Annotated in this window: 14 protein-coding genes; 6 read left to right on the plus strand and 8 right to left on the minus strand. The window is 65.8% G+C overall.

Annotation, left to right across the window (positions count from 1 at the left end):
* The first annotated feature begins 133 nt into the window (after positions 1–133).
* The 3 genes from VNF71_03460 to VNF71_03470 are packed head-to-tail and all read left to right on the plus strand — an operon-like array spanning position 134 to position 8,235.
* Positions 134–3,709: a DNA-directed RNA polymerase subunit beta gene (locus tag VNF71_03460; GenBank protein HVA73601.1), complete on the plus strand. Its 3,576-nt coding sequence runs from the start codon at positions 134–136 to the stop codon at positions 3,707–3,709.
* A complete protein-coding gene (locus VNF71_03465; protein HVA73602.1) occupies positions 3,709–7,680 on the plus strand; it encodes a DNA-directed RNA polymerase subunit beta' in 3,972 nt (1,323 codons plus the stop codon). Before VNF71_03460 ends, VNF71_03465 begins: the two co-directional genes overlap by 1 nt.
* 57 nt (positions 7,681–7,737) lie before the next feature.
* Positions 7,738–8,235: a DUF4143 domain-containing protein gene (locus tag VNF71_03470; protein ID HVA73603.1), complete on the plus strand. Its 498-nt coding sequence runs from the start codon at positions 7,738–7,740 to the stop codon at positions 8,233–8,235.
* Between the two features lie 507 nt (positions 8,236–8,742).
* Here VNF71_03470 and VNF71_03475 read toward each other — a convergent pair.
* The 3 genes from VNF71_03475 to VNF71_03485 form a co-directional block, all read right to left on the minus strand.
* Positions 8,743–10,188 (minus strand): hypothetical protein, encoded by a 1,446-nt coding sequence (locus VNF71_03475; protein HVA73604.1) that lies wholly within the window; start codon positions 10,186–10,188, stop codon positions 8,743–8,745.
* A 502-nt stretch (positions 10,189–10,690) separates the two neighbouring features.
* Positions 10,691–10,966 carry a DUF167 domain-containing protein gene (locus VNF71_03480; protein HVA73605.1) on the minus strand — a complete coding sequence of 92 codons (276 nt, stop codon included), beginning with the start codon at positions 10,964–10,966 and terminating at the stop codon, positions 10,691–10,693.
* 77 nt (positions 10,967–11,043) lie between these two features.
* Positions 11,044–11,823: a sugar transferase gene (locus VNF71_03485; protein HVA73606.1), complete on the minus strand. Its 780-nt coding sequence runs from the start codon at positions 11,821–11,823 to the stop codon at positions 11,044–11,046.
* Between the two features lie 299 nt (positions 11,824–12,122).
* Between VNF71_03485 and VNF71_03490 the strand changes: the two genes are divergently transcribed.
* Positions 12,123–12,899 carry a WecB/TagA/CpsF family glycosyltransferase gene (locus tag VNF71_03490; GenBank protein HVA73607.1) on the plus strand — a complete coding sequence of 259 codons (777 nt, stop codon included), beginning with the start codon at positions 12,123–12,125 and terminating at the stop codon, positions 12,897–12,899.
* A gap of 31 nt (positions 12,900–12,930) precedes the next feature.
* Here the strand turns inward: VNF71_03490 and VNF71_03495 are convergent, their stop codons facing one another.
* The 5 genes from VNF71_03495 to VNF71_03515 form a co-directional block, all read right to left on the minus strand.
* Positions 12,931–13,116, minus strand: coding sequence for a hypothetical protein (locus tag VNF71_03495; GenBank protein HVA73608.1), 186 nt, complete (start codon positions 13,114–13,116; stop codon positions 12,931–12,933).
* A gap of 4 nt (positions 13,117–13,120) precedes the next feature.
* Positions 13,121–14,215: a sigma-70 family RNA polymerase sigma factor gene (locus tag VNF71_03500; GenBank protein HVA73609.1), complete on the minus strand. Its 1,095-nt coding sequence runs from the start codon at positions 14,213–14,215 to the stop codon at positions 13,121–13,123.
* Positions 14,216–14,252: 37 nt separating this feature from the next.
* Positions 14,253–15,308 (minus strand): glycosyltransferase, encoded by a 1,056-nt coding sequence (locus VNF71_03505; protein HVA73610.1) that lies wholly within the window; start codon positions 15,306–15,308, stop codon positions 14,253–14,255.
* 94 nt (positions 15,309–15,402) lie between these two features.
* A complete protein-coding gene (locus tag VNF71_03510; protein ID HVA73611.1) occupies positions 15,403–17,055 on the minus strand; it encodes a glycoside hydrolase family 5 protein in 1,653 nt (550 codons plus the stop codon).
* Between the two features lie 406 nt (positions 17,056–17,461).
* On the minus strand, positions 17,462–18,457 hold the full coding sequence (locus VNF71_03515) for a glycosyltransferase family A protein (protein ID HVA73612.1): 996 nt from the start codon (positions 18,455–18,457) through the stop codon (positions 17,462–17,464).
* Between the two features lie 166 nt (positions 18,458–18,623).
* Between VNF71_03515 and VNF71_03520 the strand changes: the two genes are divergently transcribed.
* Both VNF71_03520 and VNF71_03525 read left to right on the plus strand, forming a co-directional pair.
* The gene (locus VNF71_03520; protein ID HVA73613.1) at positions 18,624–19,724 is read left to right on the plus strand and encodes a glycosyltransferase family 1 protein; all 1,101 of its coding nucleotides are present in this window, start codon (positions 18,624–18,626) and stop codon (positions 19,722–19,724) included.
* A 238-nt stretch (positions 19,725–19,962) separates the two neighbouring features.
* The gene (locus VNF71_03525) at positions 19,963–20,556 is read left to right on the plus strand and encodes a hypothetical protein (protein HVA73614.1); all 594 of its coding nucleotides are present in this window, start codon (positions 19,963–19,965) and stop codon (positions 20,554–20,556) included.
* Positions 20,557–20,562 lie beyond the last annotated feature (6 nt).

A 20,562-nucleotide genomic window follows, 5' to 3' on the forward strand; every position in this document is an offset into this window, starting at 1 on the left:
TTGCCATAGCGCCCCGGCCGTCCTAAGATGGTCTGTTGCCGTGGTCCCCCGCCTTGCGCCTCCCGACTTTTCGTCGCGGCTTCAGCGCGTCCACACGGCCATCTTCCAGCCCGTTCTCCCCCAGGAGTAGGTCTTGCCGACTCGTTCCGCGTCCCGGGAGCGTTTCTCCTTTGCCAACCTCGATGAGGTCCTGCCGCTGCCGGACCTCATCTCTATCCAACGTGACTCTTTCAAGTGGTTCCTAGACCAGGGGCTCGCTGACACTTTCCGTGACATCAGCCCCATCGAGGATTTCTCCGGCTCGCTGAAGCTGATCCTCGAGTTCGACCCCAAGGACATGGACCTGCGCCCGCCGCCGAAATTCTCGGTGGAGGAGTGCAAGGAAAAGGACATGACCTACGCCGCGCCGATCTTCGTGCGCGCCCAGTTCCAAAACGCCAACACCGGCGAGATCAAGGAACAGACCGTCTTCATGGGCGATTTCCCCATGATGACTGACAAAGGCACCTTCATCATCAACGGCACCGAGCGTGTCGTCGTGTCACAGCTCGTCCGCTCGCCCGGTGTCATCTTCCAGCCCGGCCGTGACGCCAAGACCTACGTCACCGGCACCATCCACCCGTATCGGGGTGAATGGATCGAGTTCGACGTCGAGGCCAAACCGGGCAAGGACATCACCGCCGGGTCCCGGGTGGCGCGCAAGCGCCGGCTCAGCCTGTTCGTGCTGCTGCGGGCGCTCGGCTACACCGACGAGGGATTCCTGGAGCGGTTCGTCCGCCACTTCGACTTCCTCGAGGCACAGTGGGACAAGGAGCGCGAACTCGCCCCAACCCAGGAAGAGGCTCTGCTCGAAATCTACAAGCGTGCCCGCCCCGGCGAGCCGCCCTCCACGGAGTCGGCCAGGGCATACTTCGAGAACGCCTTCTTCAACCCGAAGAGGTACGACCTCACGAGGGTCGGTCGTTACAAGCTCGACCGAAAGCTCGGCCCCGAGATCGCGAAGGCCGAGGAGCTTTTCGGCATCGACCTCGAGAGGCCCGAGCCCGGCCAGAGCGTGCTGAGCAGGTCGGAGATCCTCGCCGCGTGCTCCTACATGCTGCACCTGGCGAACAGCGAACCCGGTTATCGGCCCGACGACCAGGACCACTTCGCCAACCGGCGCATCCGCTCGGTCGGCGAGCTGATCCAGAACCAGGTCAGGGTCGGCCTCTCCCGCATGGAGCGGGTCGTCCGCGAGCGTATGACCACCCAGGACGTCGAGGCCATCACGCCCCAGACGCTGATCAACATCCGTCCGGTCGTGGCTGCGATCAAGGAGTTCTTCGGGACGTCACAGCTGTCGCAGTTCATGGACCAGACCAACCCGCTGTCGGGCCTGACCCACAAGCGGCGCCTGTCGGCCATGGGCCCCGGCGGTCTGTCCCGCGAGCGTGCCGGGTTCGAGGTCCGTGACGTGCACACCTCGCACTACGGCCGGATGTGCCCGATCGAGACCCCCGAAGGCCCGAACATCGGCCTCATCGGCCACCTCGCCTCCTACGGGCGGATCAATTCGTACGGCTTCATCGAGACGCCTTACCGCAAGGTGGTCAACGGCAAGGTCACCGCCGAGATCGTCTACCTCGCCGCCGACGAGGAGGAGGAGTACGTCATCGCCCAGGCCAACGCCAAGCTGGCCGACGACGGCACTCTCACCGAGGAGCGGATCCTGGTCCGCCGGGCTCCCCAGGGTCCCGGCGTTCGCATGGGCGCAGGCGGGTCCAGCTACGGGACTACCAGCGAGGTCGACTTCGTGCCCCCCACCGAAGTGGACCTGATGGACGTCTCGCCCAAGCAGATCGTTTCGATCTCGACGGCGCTCATCCCCTTCATCGAGCACGACGACGCCAACCGCGCCCTGATGGGCGCCAACATGCAGAAGCAGGCCGTGCCGCTGGTGCGGCCCGAGGCGCCGTTCATCGGCACCGGTGTCGAGGCCCGCGCGGCGCGCGACGCCGGCGACGTGCTCGTAGCGGAAGGTAACGGTGTCGTGACCGAGGTCTCCGGCGACCACGTCACCGTCGAGTACAAGCCGGGCCAGACCGACTGGCAGGGCACCCAGCTCAACCGCAAGGTCTACCGGCTCGCCAAGTTCAAGAGGTCCAATCAAAACACCTGCCTCAACCAGCGCATCCTCGCCGAGGAAGGCCAGACCGTCGCGAAGGGAGACGTCCTCGCCGACGGTCCTTCCACGGAGATGGGCGAGCTGGGCCTCGGCAAGAACCTTCTGGTCGCGTTCATGCCCTGGGAGGGCTACAACTACGAGGACGCGATCATCCTCTCCGAGCGCCTCGTGCGCGACGACGTCCTCACGTCGATCCATATCGAGGAGCACGAGGTCGACGCCCGCGACACCAAGCTCGGCGCCGAGGAAATCACGCGGGACATCCCCAACCTCTCCGAGGAGATCCTGAAGGATCTCGACGAGAGGGGCATCATCCGCATCGGCGCGGAGGTCGGTCCCGGCGACGTTCTCGTCGGCAAGGTGACCCCCAAGGGAGAGACCGAGCTCACTCCCGAGGAGCGCCTGTTGAGGGCGATCTTCGGCGAGAAGGCCCGGGAGGTTCGCGACACGTCACTGAAGGTTCCCCATGGAGAGTCGGGCAAGGTCATCGACGTCCGGGTCTTTTCCCGTGAGGACGCGCACGAACTGCCGCCGGGCGTCAACCAGCTCGTCCGGGTCTACGTGGCGCAGAAGCGCAAGATCTCCGAGGGCGACAAGCTCGCCGGACGCCACGGCAACAAGGGCGTCATCTCCAAGATTCTGCCGGTCGAGGACATGCCGTTCCTCGCCGACGGCACACCGGTCGACATCATCTTGAACCCGCTCGGCGTGCCGAGCCGGATGAATGTCGGCCAGGTGCTCGAGAGCCATCTCGGCTGGGCCGCCCGCTGGGGATGGGAGGGAAACGAGATCGCCCGCACCCCCGTCGCCGGCATGGAGCGCAAGACCCGCCCCGTGACGGAGCCCTCGGTCCACATCGCGACCCCGGTGTTCGACGGTGCTCACTGGGACGAGACCGAGGACGCCGGCCGGCATCCGACCATCAAGCGGATCTTCGAGACGTTGACTCCCGAGGCGCCCGGTACCGACTACGGGGATAGCGGTCGGCTCATCGGCTCGGACGGAAAGGCGACGCTGTACAACGGTCGCACCGGCGAGCCATACGACAACCCGATCAGCGTCGGCTACGTGTACATCCTGAAGCTGGCCCACCTGGTCGACGACAAGATCCACGCCCGTTCGACGGGTCCGTACTCGATGATCACCCAGCAGCCGCTGGGTGGTAAGGCCCAGTTCGGCGGCCAGCGATTCGGCGAGATGGAGGTGTGGGCCCTCGAGGCGTACGGCGCTGCCTACGCGCTGCAGGAGTTGCTCACCATCAAGTCCGACGACGTACTCGGCCGGGTGAAGGTCTACGAGGCGATCGTCAAGGGCGAGAACATCCCCGAGCCGGGGATACCCGAGAGCTTCAAGGTTCTGATCAAGGAAATGCAATCGCTCTGCCTCAACGTCGAGGTTCTCTCCACCACGGGCGAGGAGATCGAGATGCGCGAGCTCGACGAGGACGTGTTCCGCACGGCCGAGGAGCTCGGCATCGACATCAGCCGGCCGGAGCGAGGTTCCGACGAGGAAGACGCGCGGCGCGCAGCCGAGAGGGGTTTCTGATGCTTGACGTAAACGATTTCGAACAGCTGCGAATCGGCCTCGCCACCGCCGACGCGATCCGGACGTGGTCCAACGGCGAGGTGAAGAAGCCCGAGACGATCAACTACCGCACGCTGCGTCCGGAAAAGGACGGGCTCTTCTGCGAGAAGATCTTCGGTCCTACCAAGGACTGGGAGTGCTACTGCGGCAAGTACAAGAGGGTCCGCTTCCGCGGCATCATCTGCGAGCGCTGCGGCGTCGAGGTCACCCGGTCGAAGGTGCGGCGCGAGCGCATGGGCCACATAGAGCTCGCCGCGCCGGTCGTGCACATCTGGTACCTGCGCGGCACGCGGTCATGGCTGGCCTACCTGCTGATGGGCACGGAAGCTCGTGAGGAGCTGAAGGCCAAGCAGCTCGAGAAGGTCATCTACTTCGCGGCAAATCTCGTCACCTGGGTCGACGAAGCGAAGCGCCACGAGGACCTTGCCAACCTCGAGGCGGAGCTGTCCGAGGAGCTGGCGGAGATCGAGCGCGCGCGCGACCTCGACCTCGACAAGCGCTTCAAGGCGCTCGAAGACGAACTCGCCCAGATGGAGTCCGACGGTGCCAAGGACTCGGAGCTGAAGGCGCGCCAGCGCCAGGTCGACAAGGAGCTCGCCGCGATCCGCGAGCGTGCCGACCAGGAGCTCGACCTGGTGAAGCGCACCTTCGACGAATTCCGTAACCTCCACTCGCGCAAGATCATCGAGGACGAGCTGCTGTGGCGCGAGCTCAAGGACCGCTACGGCGACTACTTCCGCGGTGGGATGGGGGCGGAGGCGATCGCGTCGTTGATCGGCGAGATCGACTTCGACGAGGAGGAGATCAAGCTCCGCGACGCCATCGACGCGTCCGACGGGCGCCGGCCGCTGTCGGTGCAGCGCCGGCAGAAGGCGATCAAGCGGCTGAAGATCGTCTCGGCGTTCAACCGGCGTGACGAGCACGGTCGGCGGGTCAACGACCCCCGCGCCATGATCCTCGACGCCGTCCCGGTGATCCCGCCGGAGCTCCGGCCGATGGTGCAGCTCGACGGTGGTCGCTTCGCGACGTCGGACCTCAACGACCTCTACCGCCGGGTCATCAACCGCAACAACCGCCTCAAGAGGCTCCTCGATCTGGGCGCCCCCGAGATCATCGTCAACAACGAGAAGCGGATGCTCCAGGAGGCCGTCGACGCGCTGTTCGACAACGGCCGCCGAGGGCGTCCGGTGACGGGGCCGGGGAACCGGCCGCTGAAGTCGCTCTCCGACATGCTGAAGGGCAAGCAGGGCCGGTTCCGCCAGAACCTGCTCGGCAAGCGCGTCGACTATTCCGGCCGTTCGGTCATCGTCGTCGGCCCGACTCTGAAGCTGCACCAGTGCGGCCTGCCCAAGCAGATGGCGCTGGAGCTGTTCAAGCCGTTCGTGATGAAGCGCCTCGTCGATCTCGAGCTGGCGCAGAACATCAAGTCGGCGAAGCGGATGGTGGAGCGCCGCCGCTCGCAGGTGTGGGATGTCCTCGAAGAGGTGATCAAAGAGCACCCGGTTCTGCTGAACCGCGCGCCCACCCTTCACCGTCTCGGGATCCAGGCGTTCGAGCCGGTGCTGGTCGAGGGCAAGGCAATCCAGATCCACCCGTTGGTGTGCACCGCCTTCAACGCCGACTTCGACGGCGACCAGATGGCAGTCCATCTCCCGCTGTCCGCGGAGGCGCAGGCCGAGGCGCGGATCCTGATGCTCTCGGCGAACAACATCCTCTCGCCGGCGACCGGTCGCCCGATCGTGACCCCGACCCAGGACATGGTGTTCGGCGCGTACTACCTGACCCTCGTCAAGGAAGGCGCGGTAGGAGAGGGGCGGGTGTTCCGCCACATCCACGAGGTGGAGAGGGCGTTCGACAACGGTGACGTGGATCTGCACGCCGTGGTCAAGTGGCGCCGGCCGACCCCTGTCCCGGCTGACGGCGAGGCGGACGACGGCGCGGTGGCGTGGGAGGAGCTAGAGACCACGCCGGGTCGGATCATCTTCAACACCGCCCTGCCGGCGGACTTCGAGTACGTCAACGACATCGTCGGGAAGCGCAACACATCCATCGGCTCGATCGTCGAAAAGCTGGCGGATCGCTACAACCGATTCGAGGTGGCCAACAGCCTCGACATGATCAAGGACCTCTGCTATCGCTACGCGTCGCAGTCGGGCCTGACCATCTCGATCGACGACGTCAAGACCCCGATGTCGAAGGGCGAGATCATCCGCCGCCACGAGGACGAGGCGCAGAAGGCCGAGAGCCAGTTCAAGCGTGGCATCATCACCGACGACGAGCGCCGCCAGAAGGAAATCGAGATCTGGACCTCCGCCAACTCCGAGGTCGGCAAGGCGATGGAGGAGACCCTCCACACGTTCAAGTTCAACCCGCTTGACATGATGGTCGACTCCGGCGCGCGCGGTAACCCGCAGCAGGTCCGCCAGATCGCCGGTATGAAGGGCCTGGTGTCCAACCCACGGGGCGAGATGATCCCCCGGCCGATCCTCTCCTCGTTCCGTGAGGGACTGTCGGTACTGGAGTACTTCATCTCCACCCACGGCGCACGTAAGGGACTGGCCGACACAGCTCTGCGTACCGCCGACTCGGGTTACCTGACCCGCCGTCTGGTCGATGTCGCCCAGGAGCTGATCGTCCGGGAGGAGGACTGCGGCACGACCCGCGGCGTCCGCATCGGCGAGATCCAGCCCGACGACGAGAAGGTGAGGGCTTACCTCGAGACGCGCATCGACGGGCGGATCCTCTCGCGAGAAGTGAAGCTGTCGGACGGCACGCTGCTGCCTGAGGGCACGGAGATCTCCCCGGCGATCATGGTCGCGCTGCGCGACGATCCGTCGGTCACCGAGATCACAGCCCGGTCGGTGCTCACCTGCGAGGCCGAGCACGGCGTGTGCGCAGCCTGTTACGGCCGGTCGCTCGCGACCAACCAGCACATCGAGCTCGGCGAAGCGGTCGGTGTCATCGCCGCCCAGTCGATCGGTGAGCCGGGCACGCAGCTGACCATGCGTACCTTCCACACCGGTGGCATCGCCGGTGAGGACATCACCCACGGTCTGCCGCGCGTCGTCGAGTTGTTCGAGGCTCGCACACCGAAGGGCGCCGCGATCCTCGCCCGCACCTCCGGCGTCGTGAGGGTCGTGGAGGAGGACAACGCCCGCCGGGTGATCGTCGTCGCCGACGACGGCACCGAGGAGGCCTACAGCATCAGCGTCCGCTCGAAGCTGGCCGACGGCGTCCACGACGGTGCGGAGATCGCCGCCGGCGATCCGATCGTCGACGGGCCCAAGGACCCCAAGCAGCTCTTGGACATCAAGGGGATCCGCGAGACCCAGCAGTACCTCGTCAACGAGGTTCAGCAGGTGTACCGCGACCAGGGCGTGTCGATCCACGACAAGCACATCGAGCTGATCGTTCGCCAGATGCTGCGTCGCGTCCTCGTGGCGGAGCAGGGCGACAGCCCGTTCCTCCCCGGCGAGCGGGTCGACTCCCGAACCTACGCCGAGGTCAACCGGGGCCTGGTCACCGAGGGCAAGCGCCCCGCCGAGGGTCGCCCCGAGCTGATGGGCATCACCAAGGCGTCGCTGGCGACGGACAGCTGGCTGTCGGCTGCGTCGTTCCAGGAGACGACGAGGGTGCTCACCGAGGCGGCCATCGAGGGCAAGTCAGACCACCTCTTCGGCCTGAAGGAGAACATCATCATCGGCACGCTGATCCCCGCCGGGACCGGCATGCCCCGCTACCGGGACCTGATCCTGGACGCCCCCGAGGCGGAGCGGATGACGTTCTGGACGTCGGGTGACGACGAGGCCGGCACCGAAGACCTGGCCGCCTGGCTGGCGTCGATCGGCTCGGAAGGGACCGACGGGAGCGAGGGCTGGGATGCCGGCGCCGGCGCCGGGTTCAATGGGTCCGACGAGGAGTCGGCTTCGTAGCGAGGCCGGCTTCGCACGAAACAGCGGTGTAGTCGCCGGATCCTCGAACAGCTGTGGATCCTCGACGAGCTCCCGGCTTGGCTCCCGACCCGCAACCATCTGTCCCGCCTCGCCAGCGCACCACGCCACCATCTCGCCGACCCGGCCCTAGCCGCACGCTTGTTGGGCATCGGCGCCGACGGCCTGATCGACAACGCCCCGACCGGTCCGGAGGTCCCACGCGACGGCACCCTGCTCGGGGCGCTCTTCGAATCGTTGGCCGCTCTATCGCTTCGCGTGTACGCGCAAGGCCTGGATGCCGGCGTCGCCCACCTCCGCACCCATTCAGGCGATCGGGAGGTCGACATGATCGTGGAGCGGGGGGACGGGCGTGTCGTCGCGGTGGAGGTCAAGTTGTCCCAGGCGGTCAATGACCGCGACGTCCGGCATGTGCGATGGCTCGCCCAGCGCATCGGAGACGACCTCCTGGACGCCATAATCCTCACAACTGGTGCAGAGGCGTACCGCCGCCCAGACGGCATAGGAGTCGTTCCCCTCGCGCTGCTCGGCCCTTAGCCTCCCACCGGAACCGACTCCCGGACCTGCGAGACGAGCGTGGAGACGATCGCCTGCAGCGCGCGCTTTCGCATCCGGTAGAAGTTCGCAGAAGCCGGGGGGCGGCCGCGGGGTTCTCGGCCACCGCGGAGGAGATCTCAGCCGCCTGAGCCGGCGACAGGTCGCCGGCCTTGAAGGCGCCGGCCAGCTCGGGTTGGGCCACAAGTTGTTCCGCGGTGTCCAGGGTGCGCTGCGCCGAGCCGAGAGGAACACCAGAAACCTGGGACAGCCACTCCCGGGGGGACTGCGCTCCGTCGCGCGCCCACTGGTGGCACTCCACCGCCCTGGCCGCCATCAGGGTCTTGCCCGCGGCGGACAGGCGCTCGCCACGCTCGAACAGCGACACGAGCCGGGCGGCGTCAGCAGTCATCGAAAGGGGCGGGAAGAGCCGGTTGACTACCCGGTCGGCGGCTGGCTAGATATAGGTCAGTAGGTGCTTACTTATCGGTGCGTGGGGAACGACCACCGTTACCAGTGTTTCGGGATGTTGCCGTACAACTCCGCCCAGACCGTGTCCCGGTGGCGTTCGAGCCATCCTTCGAGTCCAGCCGATGTTTCCTTGTCACCGTAGGTGAAAGGGTCCCACCACACGGATCCGCCCTCGACGTCGATCTCGTCCTTTGCTCCGGTCTCGTCTTTCTCGCCCGCCTGGAGGATCTCACGATGGTCGAGGAACCAATCCGACACGTCTTCGTTCATTCGCGGGCCCATGTTGTTGACCAGGCGGTACATGTAGTCGAAGACCTCCTGGCCTCCCGGGAAGTTGGCGAGGCTCTCCTGGGGGATCATCGGGACCTGGCCCGCCGGGGTCGAGCTCTTGTCCACGTAGGCCCACTGGCGGTTCTGCTCGTCCTGATAGCGGGCCAGCACCTTGATCCCTCTCAGACAGGCCTGGGTGAGGGGCAGGTAGTACTTGTTCCAGAGGTCACCGATGAACGGAACCGCCTTCACGAACGAGAGCCCCACGCCGATGGCGGACATGGTGGCGTCCATCTCGTCGACCGTGCGGTCGATGGAATCCTTCGGATCGTGTCCGATCCCCACGATGTCGGCGATCACGCCGGCTGCCGACAACATCTGGTTGACGTGCTCGAGGCCCTCCGACAACGTGCTCTTGCCCTGCAGTAGCTCCATGAGCTCGTCCTCCTCGACCTCCTCCTCCCCGGGGCCCACGATCTTGACGACGCCCCGGATACGGTCGGCCCACTGAGCGACCTTGGTCGCTGACTCGGAGTACTTCTTGATCCCCTCGAGGCCTTCCTTGGCGGCTTCGACTCCCTCCTTGTCTCCTTCGAGGAATCGGTTGTGGAGCTCCTCGGCGACCTGGGCTTCCTCGGCGGAGGTGGAGCGGGCTTTGACATTTTCGAGCGCGCCCTGCACCTTCTTCTTGACTGCGTTCGTCAAGTCCCTGTAGTCGTCTGCCACGTACTTTCCGAGCTGGCGCAGGGCGTCGGTTTCTTCTCCGCTCAGGGCGTCGGCAGATTTCAACTGAAGCAGGCGCTCGATCTCCGAGCGGAGTGAGGTGTTGATGATCTGATCGCAGCCCCGTTGGATGTCGGGCAGGTCGACAGCCTCTTTCAGATTCAATAAGACGTCTTCCATCCGCTCGAGGCCGCGAACAGCGTCGCCGTTGGTCAGGGCGGTGCCGATCTTGAACGGGATCACCCACCCGGTGCTCTGGGCTCCACCGGCCGGCTGGGCAGCCTGAGCGGTGTCCGCCGTCTGCCCGGGCAGCCGCTGCACCACCAAGGTGCGCGCGGCCTTGTTGCCGGCGAGACGTTGGATGTCGAGGACAGCGGCGGGAACGAGCGCACCAAGAGGAGCGCCGATCACACTCGTCTGGCCGGCACGCTCCGTCCGGCGGTCACCAGATCCAGCGGCGGCTTCCGCTCCTGCTCGTTGTCGATCTGCCAACGTGTTTCCTCAGTAGTCAGGTCCTCGGCACAGCGATGTCCGCACTACGTCCGCTGTCGCCACGTTGCCGAATCCACCACCGGCAATGATCGTCCTGGTTGGGATGTCTATGGGGGCACATCCTCTGCCCCAAGGGGCAGTCAGGGACTGCCGACTCTGAGCGACGGCAACGCAGGCGGTTTCCGGAGCCGGTATCTGGGGGGACAACCAGGAAGCTCTCGCCCGCCACGAAGGCTCCCGCTACCCGGATCCTGGCGCTCAGCGAGCAGACGACGCCTACCCTCCTCAAGGACACCTTCACCCGACTGGGCCTCGGTCTCTAGCGCCCTGAACCTGACGCTCCCGGCCGGCGGCTCCGCCGCGGTCCGGGCCGCAGCGCCCAGCCCTCAACCCCCCGGTGCCCGGCTCGGGCACCGGGGGGTCCAGGGGGCGAGGTGGCGCGCCCCCCGGAGTCGGGTGGCGAGACACTCTTACCTGTCGCGCGCCCGATCCCCGGGGACGATCACCCCTCGCCGTGAAGCAGCCTCCGTAGTCGGCTTTCGACCACCGGCTCTTGCTCGGCTGTGGTGGCGATCTCGACGACCTTCCTCCGGCTGGTGGGCCCGCGGGCCAAGGTAACGCTCGAGGGCGGCACGCCGAGCGACATGGCCAGCGCGCGCAGCGCTGCACGGGTCCCGCGTTCGCGCTCGGCCGGCTCGGCGACGCGTACGACGAGCGCTCCGTCATGGCTCTCACCCACTGCGCCCTTCGAGGCGCCTGGCCGAACGAGGATCTCCACCCGCACCGACCCATTCTCCCCGGACCCGGACGGCCCGGCCAGGGTGGGCAAGGCTCGGGGCCGAAGGCCCTGGGCACTCAGTAGGCGCCGCCGCCTGCGAGCACCGCCGGGACGGTCACCACGATGAGACGCAGGTCGGTCCACACGGACGAGTCTCGGATGTACCCGAGATCCATCTCGACCATCTGGCCGTACGAGAGTTCCGAGCGGCCGCAAACCTGCCAATGGCATGTGAGTCCGGGCCGTACCGCGTGGCGCTGACCGTCGATCGGGCCGAACGAATCGCTCTCCAGAGGAAGGGGGCGGGGTCCGACCAGCGACATCTCCCCCTTCAACACGTTGACAAGCTGCGGAAGCTCGTCAACGGAGTACCGCCTGATGATTGCTCCTACCTTCGTGATCCGCGGGTCTTGCTTGATCTTGAACAGAAGGCCGTCGGACTCGTTGCGGTCACGGAGATCGACCAGCATCTGGTCCGCCTCTGGGACCATCGAGCGGAACTTCAGCATCTCGAAGCTTCGACCGTGTCGGCCGCAGCGACGCTGGCGGTAGAAGACGGGTCCCGGCGATTCCAGCCGTATCGCGAGAGCGATGATGGTAAGGATCGGGAGCAACGCAATCAATGCGAGCAGCGACAGCGCGACGTCCAACGTTCGCTTCACCGCTCGCCGTGCCCACGACCAGCCCGGCCAGTCCTCACCCAGGTCGACGAGGAACTGCATCTCGGACGTTGCGCGGTGGAGCTCCGGTGCCTCCGCACCAGCGTCCTTCTCCAGCTCGGAAATGTTCCTCTCCAGCCGCACCCCTGACGCCGCGGTCCGAGCATCCTGCGGTGAGTTGACCTGCTCCCGAATCAACTGACTCCCTCCGGCGGTCGTATTGCTGGCCCCCCCAACCTTGTGCAGGTGTGCCGTGGTACTAGTCATTCGCCCCAAAGGCCGGATTTCCTCCTGGAACATGCCGGCGAAAGGGTCCATTTCCTCCCCGTGTGGTGCCATCTGGACCTCGCCCTAACTAGGATGTTCGGGCTATTAACGTCGCTGCGGTCCGTGACCTACGGCCGGGGGAGAAGAATTCTCGTAACGTTGGCGCTCCGGACCTGTGGCTCTTCAGCGGCACCCTCGCCAGGTGGCCGTCGGGACGGGGGTGCGCCACCTTGAGCAACGCGATTGCCGGACCCCACGTCGAGCTGATGGGGGTCAGGTTCGACGCCATGACGCTCGAGGAGGTCGTTCTCGCCGTCGATCAGCTGATGGCGAGTAACGGGCTTGCCCAGGTGGTCACCGCGAACCTCGACTACATGGCGAAAGTCCGGCGGGACCCCGAACTTGCGCGAGTGGTGGGCCGGGCCGACCTCGTCGTGTCAGACGGAGTGCCGCTGCTCTGGATGGCCCGCTGGAGCGGTCAGCACCTGCCCGGGCGTGTCAACGGCACGGACCTCGTGGTGCGCTTGTTGCAGAGAGCTTCGGCCAGCGGATGGCAGGTCGCGTTTTTGGGAGGCGAACCCGGTGTGGCGGAGCGAGCCGCCACACAGGCGGCGGCGCAGTGGTCGACACCGGTGGGGGGCGCTTGGCCCCTCACACCCGAGGAGGTCGCGGATCCCGCCTCCAGCCGGGAGGTAGCCATGCAGGTCGGCGCCCTCCGGCGGTCGCTGGTGCTCGTGGGACTCGGAGCCGGTCGGCAGGACGGATGGATCGACGCCCATCGGGAGTTGCTTGGCGACGGCGTAGCGATCGGTGTGGGTTCGGCCCTCGACTTCGTTGCAGGAACTCGCCGGAGGGCGCCTCGCTTCTTTCAGCGAGCAGGTCTCGAATGGCTGTGGCGTTTGGCGCTCGAGCCGGGCAGGTTGTGGCACCGATACCTCGTCGAGGACACGGCGATCCTCGCGCGCTTCGCGATGTCGACGGTCAGGAGCCGGCTTGGCCATCGGTGATCCGGTCTGGCGGCTCCGCTGGCGAGCCGGGTCAGACTTGCTTGGTCGGAGGGCCGATGCAGAGGCCGACGACGTTCCAAGCGGCGACACAGACGAAGTTGGGGTACCCGACCTTCGACCGGTGGGAGGTGCCAGCAGAAGTCGCGAGCAGCCCGACGACGGCCGACAGGCAAATGGCGGCAACGGCGAAGATGACCAAGGTCCTGCGCAAGTTCATGCTCCTATGGGATGACCGCATGCGACTGCACGAGGCCGATGACGTAGGTGGTAGTGGCCTGGGGATCGAGGCCGAGGGTCAGTCCAGCGACCGACACCGCCATCGGGTCGTGGGCCGCCTCGCTCTGCGCCTGGGCCCGGTTGGTCACGACCGGGTTCGTGAACTCTGTCCGCCCCGGCGTAGCTCGCGTGCTGGAGGGAGGGGTCGACACCCGGTGGGTCTGCGCGGCGGACGGGTTTCCGCTCGCAGCCGGCGGGGCTGCCGGCTGGGCGGCGAACTGGAGGAGCGCCGAGGTGGTTGCGGGGGCGCTCGCGGCGGGCCCGGCGCCCACTGCCACAGGCCCGTGGCCCCCGCCCGATCCCGCTGTCCCTCCGGCGACCAAAGCGACAGCCACGACCGAGCCGACTGCGAGTCCACCGATGGCGGTCCCCAGCGCCGATACGGCCTCTGGGCGCCAGTCGACCAGTTGTGCCGTCACCCTGGCGTGAGCGGCATGGGACCTTCTGATGAGCCACCCGACCACCGGCAGCCCGGCAAGCAGGCCCTCGCCGCTGACCACAGCGAACTGTCGCCGAAGGCCCTGGCGGGCTCTCCAAAGGAGGGACTCGACGGAACCGACCGTCGTTCCGGTCTGATCGGCGAGCTGCTCGTAGGTGAGGCCCTCCGCCTCGCGCATCTCGAGGATCTGCCGGTGGCGCTCGGGGAGTCGGGACATGGCCTGCTCGAGCAGCGTTAGGTCGACCCTGTCGATGATCTGTTCCTGGCCGCCCTCGGTTGATCCTGTATCTACGGCCGGGGCCGGCTGCACTCGCGCTCTGCGACGGCCCACGTCCGTGCACAAGTTCCCGGCGATGGTGCGAAGCCAGGGGTAGAAGCGGAGGTCACCCTGCAGACGGCCGGCGCTGACCCACGCCCTGGTGAACGCTTCTTGGACGACGTCCTGCGCCTCGTGTGCCTCCCCCAGGCGATAGAGGCAGTATCGGTAAAGACGATCGTGGTGGCGGCGATAGAGCTCCGCGAACGCGTCCTCGTCCCCGAGCTGAACCCGTTCGACGAGGGAGCGGTCTCGGTTGAACTCCAGGTCGTCGATCCCCAGCACCAGGTGGCGTCCCCTTCGCAGGCACTCCTTCGGTTACTTAGTTCGCTGGACGGCTGCCGTTTCCTGCTCTCTTTGCGTGTTTTGGGTAGCCGCCAGGCTGAGCAGGCCGAGCGGATCGAGAAGGCGACGGGTCCTTGCCGCAGCCAGGTTCGCTCTGAGAGCGTCGACCCTGGTAGTGGCCCTTCTCGATGCGCATCGTCAACCCAGTCGCGAACCCGGCCACGATCCCAGCCGACCGCACGGCAGCGCTTGCCAACACGATCTTGTTCCGATGCTGGAGGCCGTTCCACGCGTCTTTGGCACACCACTGCCAGTACTCGCGTGTCACGACGATGAGGCGGCGCGTGTCCGTTCGGAGCAGCTTGGCGAGCCGGCCCCCGGCACCAACGCCGGAATGGAAGTTGAGCCGTACGAGCCCCGCCTTCTCCCTCCACTGATCGTGCCACGCTAGGGCGCTCGGCTCGTAGGCGCATAGGTAGCCCTGCAAGAAGAGGCGATCGAACAGGTCGCCGTCGTCTGCTCCGCGGAAACGGGCGCCGGGTCCCATCCACACGTCGAAGCCGCCGACGGTCTCGAGTGCCGATCGCCGGGCGGCCATGCTCGCCGAGTGCCCGGTCAAGCCTTTGGTCGTGCGATCGAACACCGCCGGGTCTGGGTCATCCTTGATCGCGACGTAGTAGGACGTCTGGCCTTCCGGAGCCTCAATTCGACCTGTCAGGAATTCGACGTCGCTCGCCGAAGTCAAGCGTTCGACGATTGCATTCGCCCATCCCGGATCGACCCAGACGTCGTCGTCGATGAATCCTATGAGGTCGTTTGCAGCGGCACGCCAACCGATGTTGCGGGCCCTCGTTGCTCCAGGCAGTTCCGACCGAAGGAACCTGGCCCCCAGGGCGGTCGCTGTCCGCTCAACGGGCGCGGGATCGCGCGACGCCGAGTCCACCACGATCAGTTCGTCCATTGGTCCCATCGACGCCGCGACACTCTTGAGACAGCGAGCGAGCATCTCCGGGCGGTCGCGGGTCGGAACGACGATCGACAGGGGACGCCTATCGGCTCTGTCCTCGACGATCTGGGTCCCCTGCGCGTCCATGACGTGGCAGCGTACTGTCGTCCGGTTCGACAGGCCTTTGGACGCCCTGCGCGACCTGGAGGCGACGCCGTAACCTTCCGGCGTCGTCGCGGGGTCACGCTCTTTGCCCAGCCGCCCTTCGCAAGCGCGGGACTAGTGGGGCCACCATGAAGATGCCTAGCGCTGCCAAGACGAGGGTCACTTGCATTGCGGGCGAGATCGCACCCGATCCCGAGTGTCCTGACTTCTCGGCGCTTGTCTGTTGGGAGTAGGCAGCAACCACTGGGGATCCATTGCCCTCACAGGCCGAAATGCACGCGTCGCGAGGACCTGGCACTGAGTTGTTACCGAGAGCACGGACGCGGGTTCTGCGGGAGGCGGCGATCTTCGGCTGGAGAACACTCGCGGTCGCAGTGGGTGCGTCTGGGGGATTCGACCGCACGGCCGGAGCCTGCGGTGACACTGTCTGCGTGTTCGCATTCGGAGACGGTGAGATTGGAGGCGCCATACACGGAGAAGTACCCGTGGAAACGCGCACGAGTTCGCAGAGGACTGGTATCCCCGATGGCGCGGGCTCCGCAGGAGTGTTGGGCGACCACCGCTCGGTGATGTCCCAGGCAGCAGGGTACGGGGTGTCCTCCCAGGCAAATGCGATCCACCCCCAGCCCTGAGTCCGGGCTTCGCTGATCAAGTTCGCCGCGTAGGTACCGTCGTATTGGCTGGGCCACCCGAACTCCGTGATTTCAACGGGCTGGTTGGCAGAGAACGACACCCAAGGCTTGAGCAGCGACGAGGGATCGTAGGGAGTTGGGGAGCCGCAGGCCGGTGGAGCCGCGTCCGGGCAGGTGTAGGCGTGCACGGCGTAGACGATGTCGCTGCCGCTGACGAGCTGGCTTGGCGGGTCATTGGCCCAGTTGAGCCCGCTGATGAACACCAGGTTCTGTGCTCCGGCGGCTCTCACTGCGTTGTAGAGCTGCTGCATGCCGGCCGTTTGGTAGACAGCGAACGGAGCGTAGGTGTCTATGGTCGTACCCCCGTCTAACCACACCTGGCCTGATATGTCGTGGGGCTCGTTGTAGAGGTCGAAAGCCACGAGGGGGTTCGACGCATACTGCGCTGCAACCTGGCTCCAGAAGGTGGGCGACTGGGCCTCGTCGGCCATGTTGTGCGGACCCCCAGCTTCGCACCCTAGGACGGTATTGGTGTGTAAATCGAGGAGAGCGACCATGCCCAAAGACGTGATCCAGTTGACGACCTGGCTCACCTCCGCTTGATAGCCGGGTGAATAGTCGCAGTTGGAAGACAACCAGAACTGCTCTCCGAGCGGAACCCGGACGATGTTCGCTCCCCAAGCCTTGGCTTGGATGACGGCTTGCTCGGTGACGGTGGAGGCCGTCGGGCTGGTCTCCAGGCCATTCAGCACGACGCCCCGGGGTACCAAAGGTGTTCCGTTCGCCTGGAGGATCCTGTTTCCTGATGTCGACAGGGGTCCCACGACTGACGGCGCCGTGGTCACGTCAACCTGCTCGATCCACGCGTTGTCCAACACCACGATGCTGCCCGCCAAGGCGTTATAGACGATTAGACCTAGCCCGACGAAGGCTGTATTCGCCGGAGCGACGGCAACCACGGGGAGGGACACGGCCCAGCTGTTCGTCGTGACCCTGGTTCCAGGCCCGAAGACGGTCGTGATTGCCGTGCCGCTTGCGGTATAGAAGATCAGAACCGGCTGGATTTCCTGGGAATTCAAAGGAGTGTCGGCTGACACAGCGCCGGAGTAGACCGAGCCGGGACTCGCATGCGTTAGCCCGCCGTTACCGCTCGTGCCCGAGATCACGGCCATATTCGGGCCCGTTGCCGTGACGGCCAGCCCACCGGTGCTCCCCTCTCCAGCGGCAGGCGCCCATTGGAGACGGGAGTTGCTGTAGTTGCTCCAAGTGCCGATCGACTTGGAAAAGGTCGCGTCATCGCCCTGAAGGAGGTTCGTTGGTGTCGGCGATGACGCGGAGGCAGAACTGGCCTCGGCGGGAGCGCTCGAAAGCCAAGCCAGCGAGGCTCCGCCAGCAAGAACGACCCCGCAGGTCACGAGTCGAGCTCCGCGCGAGGCGCGGTCCAATAGGCTACGAATAGGCCTCAACGAGTCTCCCCAGCAATCCTCACCTACAGCCATATCGTCAGTCCAAGCCGGTTCCTTGACTAGTACGTCGGAGGAGAGAGCGCAACCGCAAACGGGCCTGCGTGACGGTGATCACGGCCGCCTCCGATGTGTCGATCGTGAGCATCGGGAAGAATAGCCGGAGCCGGGTGCGCCTCGATCCGTCGACCGGCTCGGCGTGCAAGCGGTACCAGGTGTATGGAGCCGTTGCGGCTGCCCCCAGCAGGAAAGACCGAGCGCTGCGGCCCGCGATTCCCCAGCCAACGAGGGTGAGGCCCCCAGCCGCAAGAAGCGCCGGCCGGTGGTAGCCACGCCAAGTGCGGCGCCCAGGGGCGAAGCGGGCGCGCAAGTGCGGATGGCGGTCGGCCAACAACACGACGCCCTCCCAACGCCAGGTGTGGCGTAACTCGCGCCTCCACGAGAACGGGTCGACGTCGTGGTGTACCATAGCTTCGGGCGAGAATGCGGTGGTGGCTCCGGCAAGCTTGGCTCTCCAGGCCAAGTCGGCGTCCTCTCCCGCGCGCCGGAAGCTCGTGTCGAACCCCCCCAACCGTTCGAGCCATGCTTTCCGGTAGCAGATGTTGCACGTCTCGTAGAGGCCGTTCTCGTCCACCACCGCAATCCGTCGAGCCATCGGGCCCGCTGCGGCGTTCTGATCCGGGTCGGACAGCACCTGTCCCTGGGATATGTCAACGTCCGCTAGCGCTGACAGGTGGACGCCGAGCCAATCCGGTGTAGGAACGCAGTCGTCGTCTGTGAAGGCAATGAGGTCGGCATTGGAGGCTTGCCAGGCCAAATTTCGCCCAGAGGCAGGCCCGCCGCGAGACGGACTGTTCAGGACCCGAATCCGTAGAGGCGATCGTTCGGTCAACTCTTCGAGCACCTCGCTGGTCCGGTCCGTGGAGGCGTCGTTGGCGATGATGACCTCGAACCGGCTTGGATCAACCAGTTGACGCTCGAGAGCTGAAACCAAGCGTGGCAGTAGGTGGGCACGATTGCGAGTCGCGACGCACACCGAGATCTCTGGTGCCTGCTTGGAACTTGTCAACTCGGGGACCCGTCAACCTTTCATGGGGCTAACTCATAGTTGCAGGCCACGCAGACTCCTGCCGATCCGCGTCCCACCGACTCTGCACGCGTGGGCAAGAGTCGTCAAGAGCCCTTATGTGTAGTCTCACGCCATGCGGCTGGTTGTAGACGCCCGGGGTTTCGGTTGGACGGGAATAGGTCGCTACACCCGGCGCCTCCTCGAGCACCTCGCACCGCTGGATCGCGAGAGCGAGTACATCGTGCTGCTCGGGCACGAGGACGCAACCCACTGGACTTCGCCCGGCCCCAACTTCAGTCCCCGGATCTCTGATGCTCGGCCGTACCGGTGGGAGGGACAGGTTCTCCTGCCGAGACAACTGCGCGACCTCCGCCCCGATCTTGTGCACTTCCCGCATTTCAACGTTCCTGTGGCCTATCGGGACAGGTTCGTCGTCACCATCCACGACACCACGATGCTCAGATTCCCCATCCACTGTGATGTTTCGCCGTGGAGGGAGCCCATACGCCGGGCCAAGAGGACGGTGGCCGGGCTGGCCATGTCCGATGCCGTCCGGCGCGCCCACCGGGTGATCACACCGTCGCAGTTCACCGCTGATGATGTGGGGGGACGGTTCGAGGCGGATCCTGCCCGCACGGTCGTCATCCGGTCCGCCGTCGATCCTCCCGTGACGGATCCGGAACCCGTGCCGGGCATCTCTGAGGAACTGCTGTTTCTCCTATACGTCGGCAACGCATACCCGCATAAGAATCTCGGCACTCTTATCGCGGCAACGCGCGACCTACTGGGGGATCATCCTGAATTGTGTCTCGTAATCGCCGGCCCTCCTGACGAGTGCTCTCAGCGTCTCCGCTCGACGGTGCACGGCGACCCTGTGGGCAAGCACGTCAAGTTCGTCGGCCGAGTCAGTGATCGACAACTTTCCTGGCTCTACCTCCATGCGACGATCTTCGTCCTGCCTTCGTTCTCCGAGGGCTTCGGCCTTACCGGTCTGGAGGCGATGGCCCACGGGACACCGGTCGTCGCCGCTAGGGCCACTTGCCTGCCTGAGATCTACGGCGAGGCGGCACAGTACTTCGAGCCCCTCGACCGCTCGGATCTGGTGGCCAGCCTCGAGGGGCTACTCGGCGACGAAGCTCGGCGAGCGACCCTCTCGAAAGCGGGGACTGAGCAGAGCGCTCTGTACTCCTGGGATGCGATGGCGCGCGCCACGCTCGAGACCTACCGCATCTAATCTTTCCCCGATTGCGTCACGACCTTCGCCGGGGCAGGTAGATGCCCTGGGTACGCAGAATCATCTTGGAGGGGCTGATACCGGTCGGCCCCGACGGACCCGAGGAGGCGACGTAACTACCCGGCACGACCACGCCGATCCGAGTTGGACTGACGCTCGGGTGCCCGCAGGAGCCAACGATGCTCGCGGCATCCCAACGCCGGCTCAGCCATCGAGAGCACGCGAAGCCTGGTCCTCCATGGGCCAGGACGCTCTTCGCGCTGTGCTAGTCGGCCTCTTTCTCGGGTTCGCTCTTGCGCTCATCGGCGGCTTGTCCGCCTTGTCGGGACGGACCTCCTATTCGAGTACGGCCGTCATGCTCATCAACGATCCCTACAAGTTGGCGACGTCTGGGCAGCCCAGTGAGTTCGGCAGTCTGGACGTTCTCCGGTACAAGTACTCCGCACTCGTGAGGACAAACGCCCTAGCCGGTCCGGTGGCGACACAACTGGGACTCCCTGTGGGAGGCGTCATGGGAGCACTTTCGACCAGTGTCCCCGCCAACTCGCTGCTGATGGACGTCACGGCGACATGGCCCACGCCAAAGGATGCCCAAAAACTGGCCCAAGCAGCGGCCGACGAGGTCACGGCGTACATCAACCAAGAGGACAACACCTACCGGATCCCGGCGGCTGACCGATTCACATTCTCAGTGATCGACCCTGCCCCGTCTGCGACCGCGCACGGGCCCTCGAAGGCGAAAGCAGCCAGCCTCGCCATCGGGCTGGCCGTGCTCGGGTTCGCCTTGGGATTTGTGGCGACTCAGGTGGTCCGGTTCCTGCGCACTCACTGAGAAGAC

The sequence above is a fragment of the Acidimicrobiales bacterium genome, assembly GCA_035533095.1.
In the GTDB taxonomy this organism is placed as follows: Bacteria; Actinomycetota; Acidimicrobiia; order Acidimicrobiales; family Palsa-688; genus DATLUM01.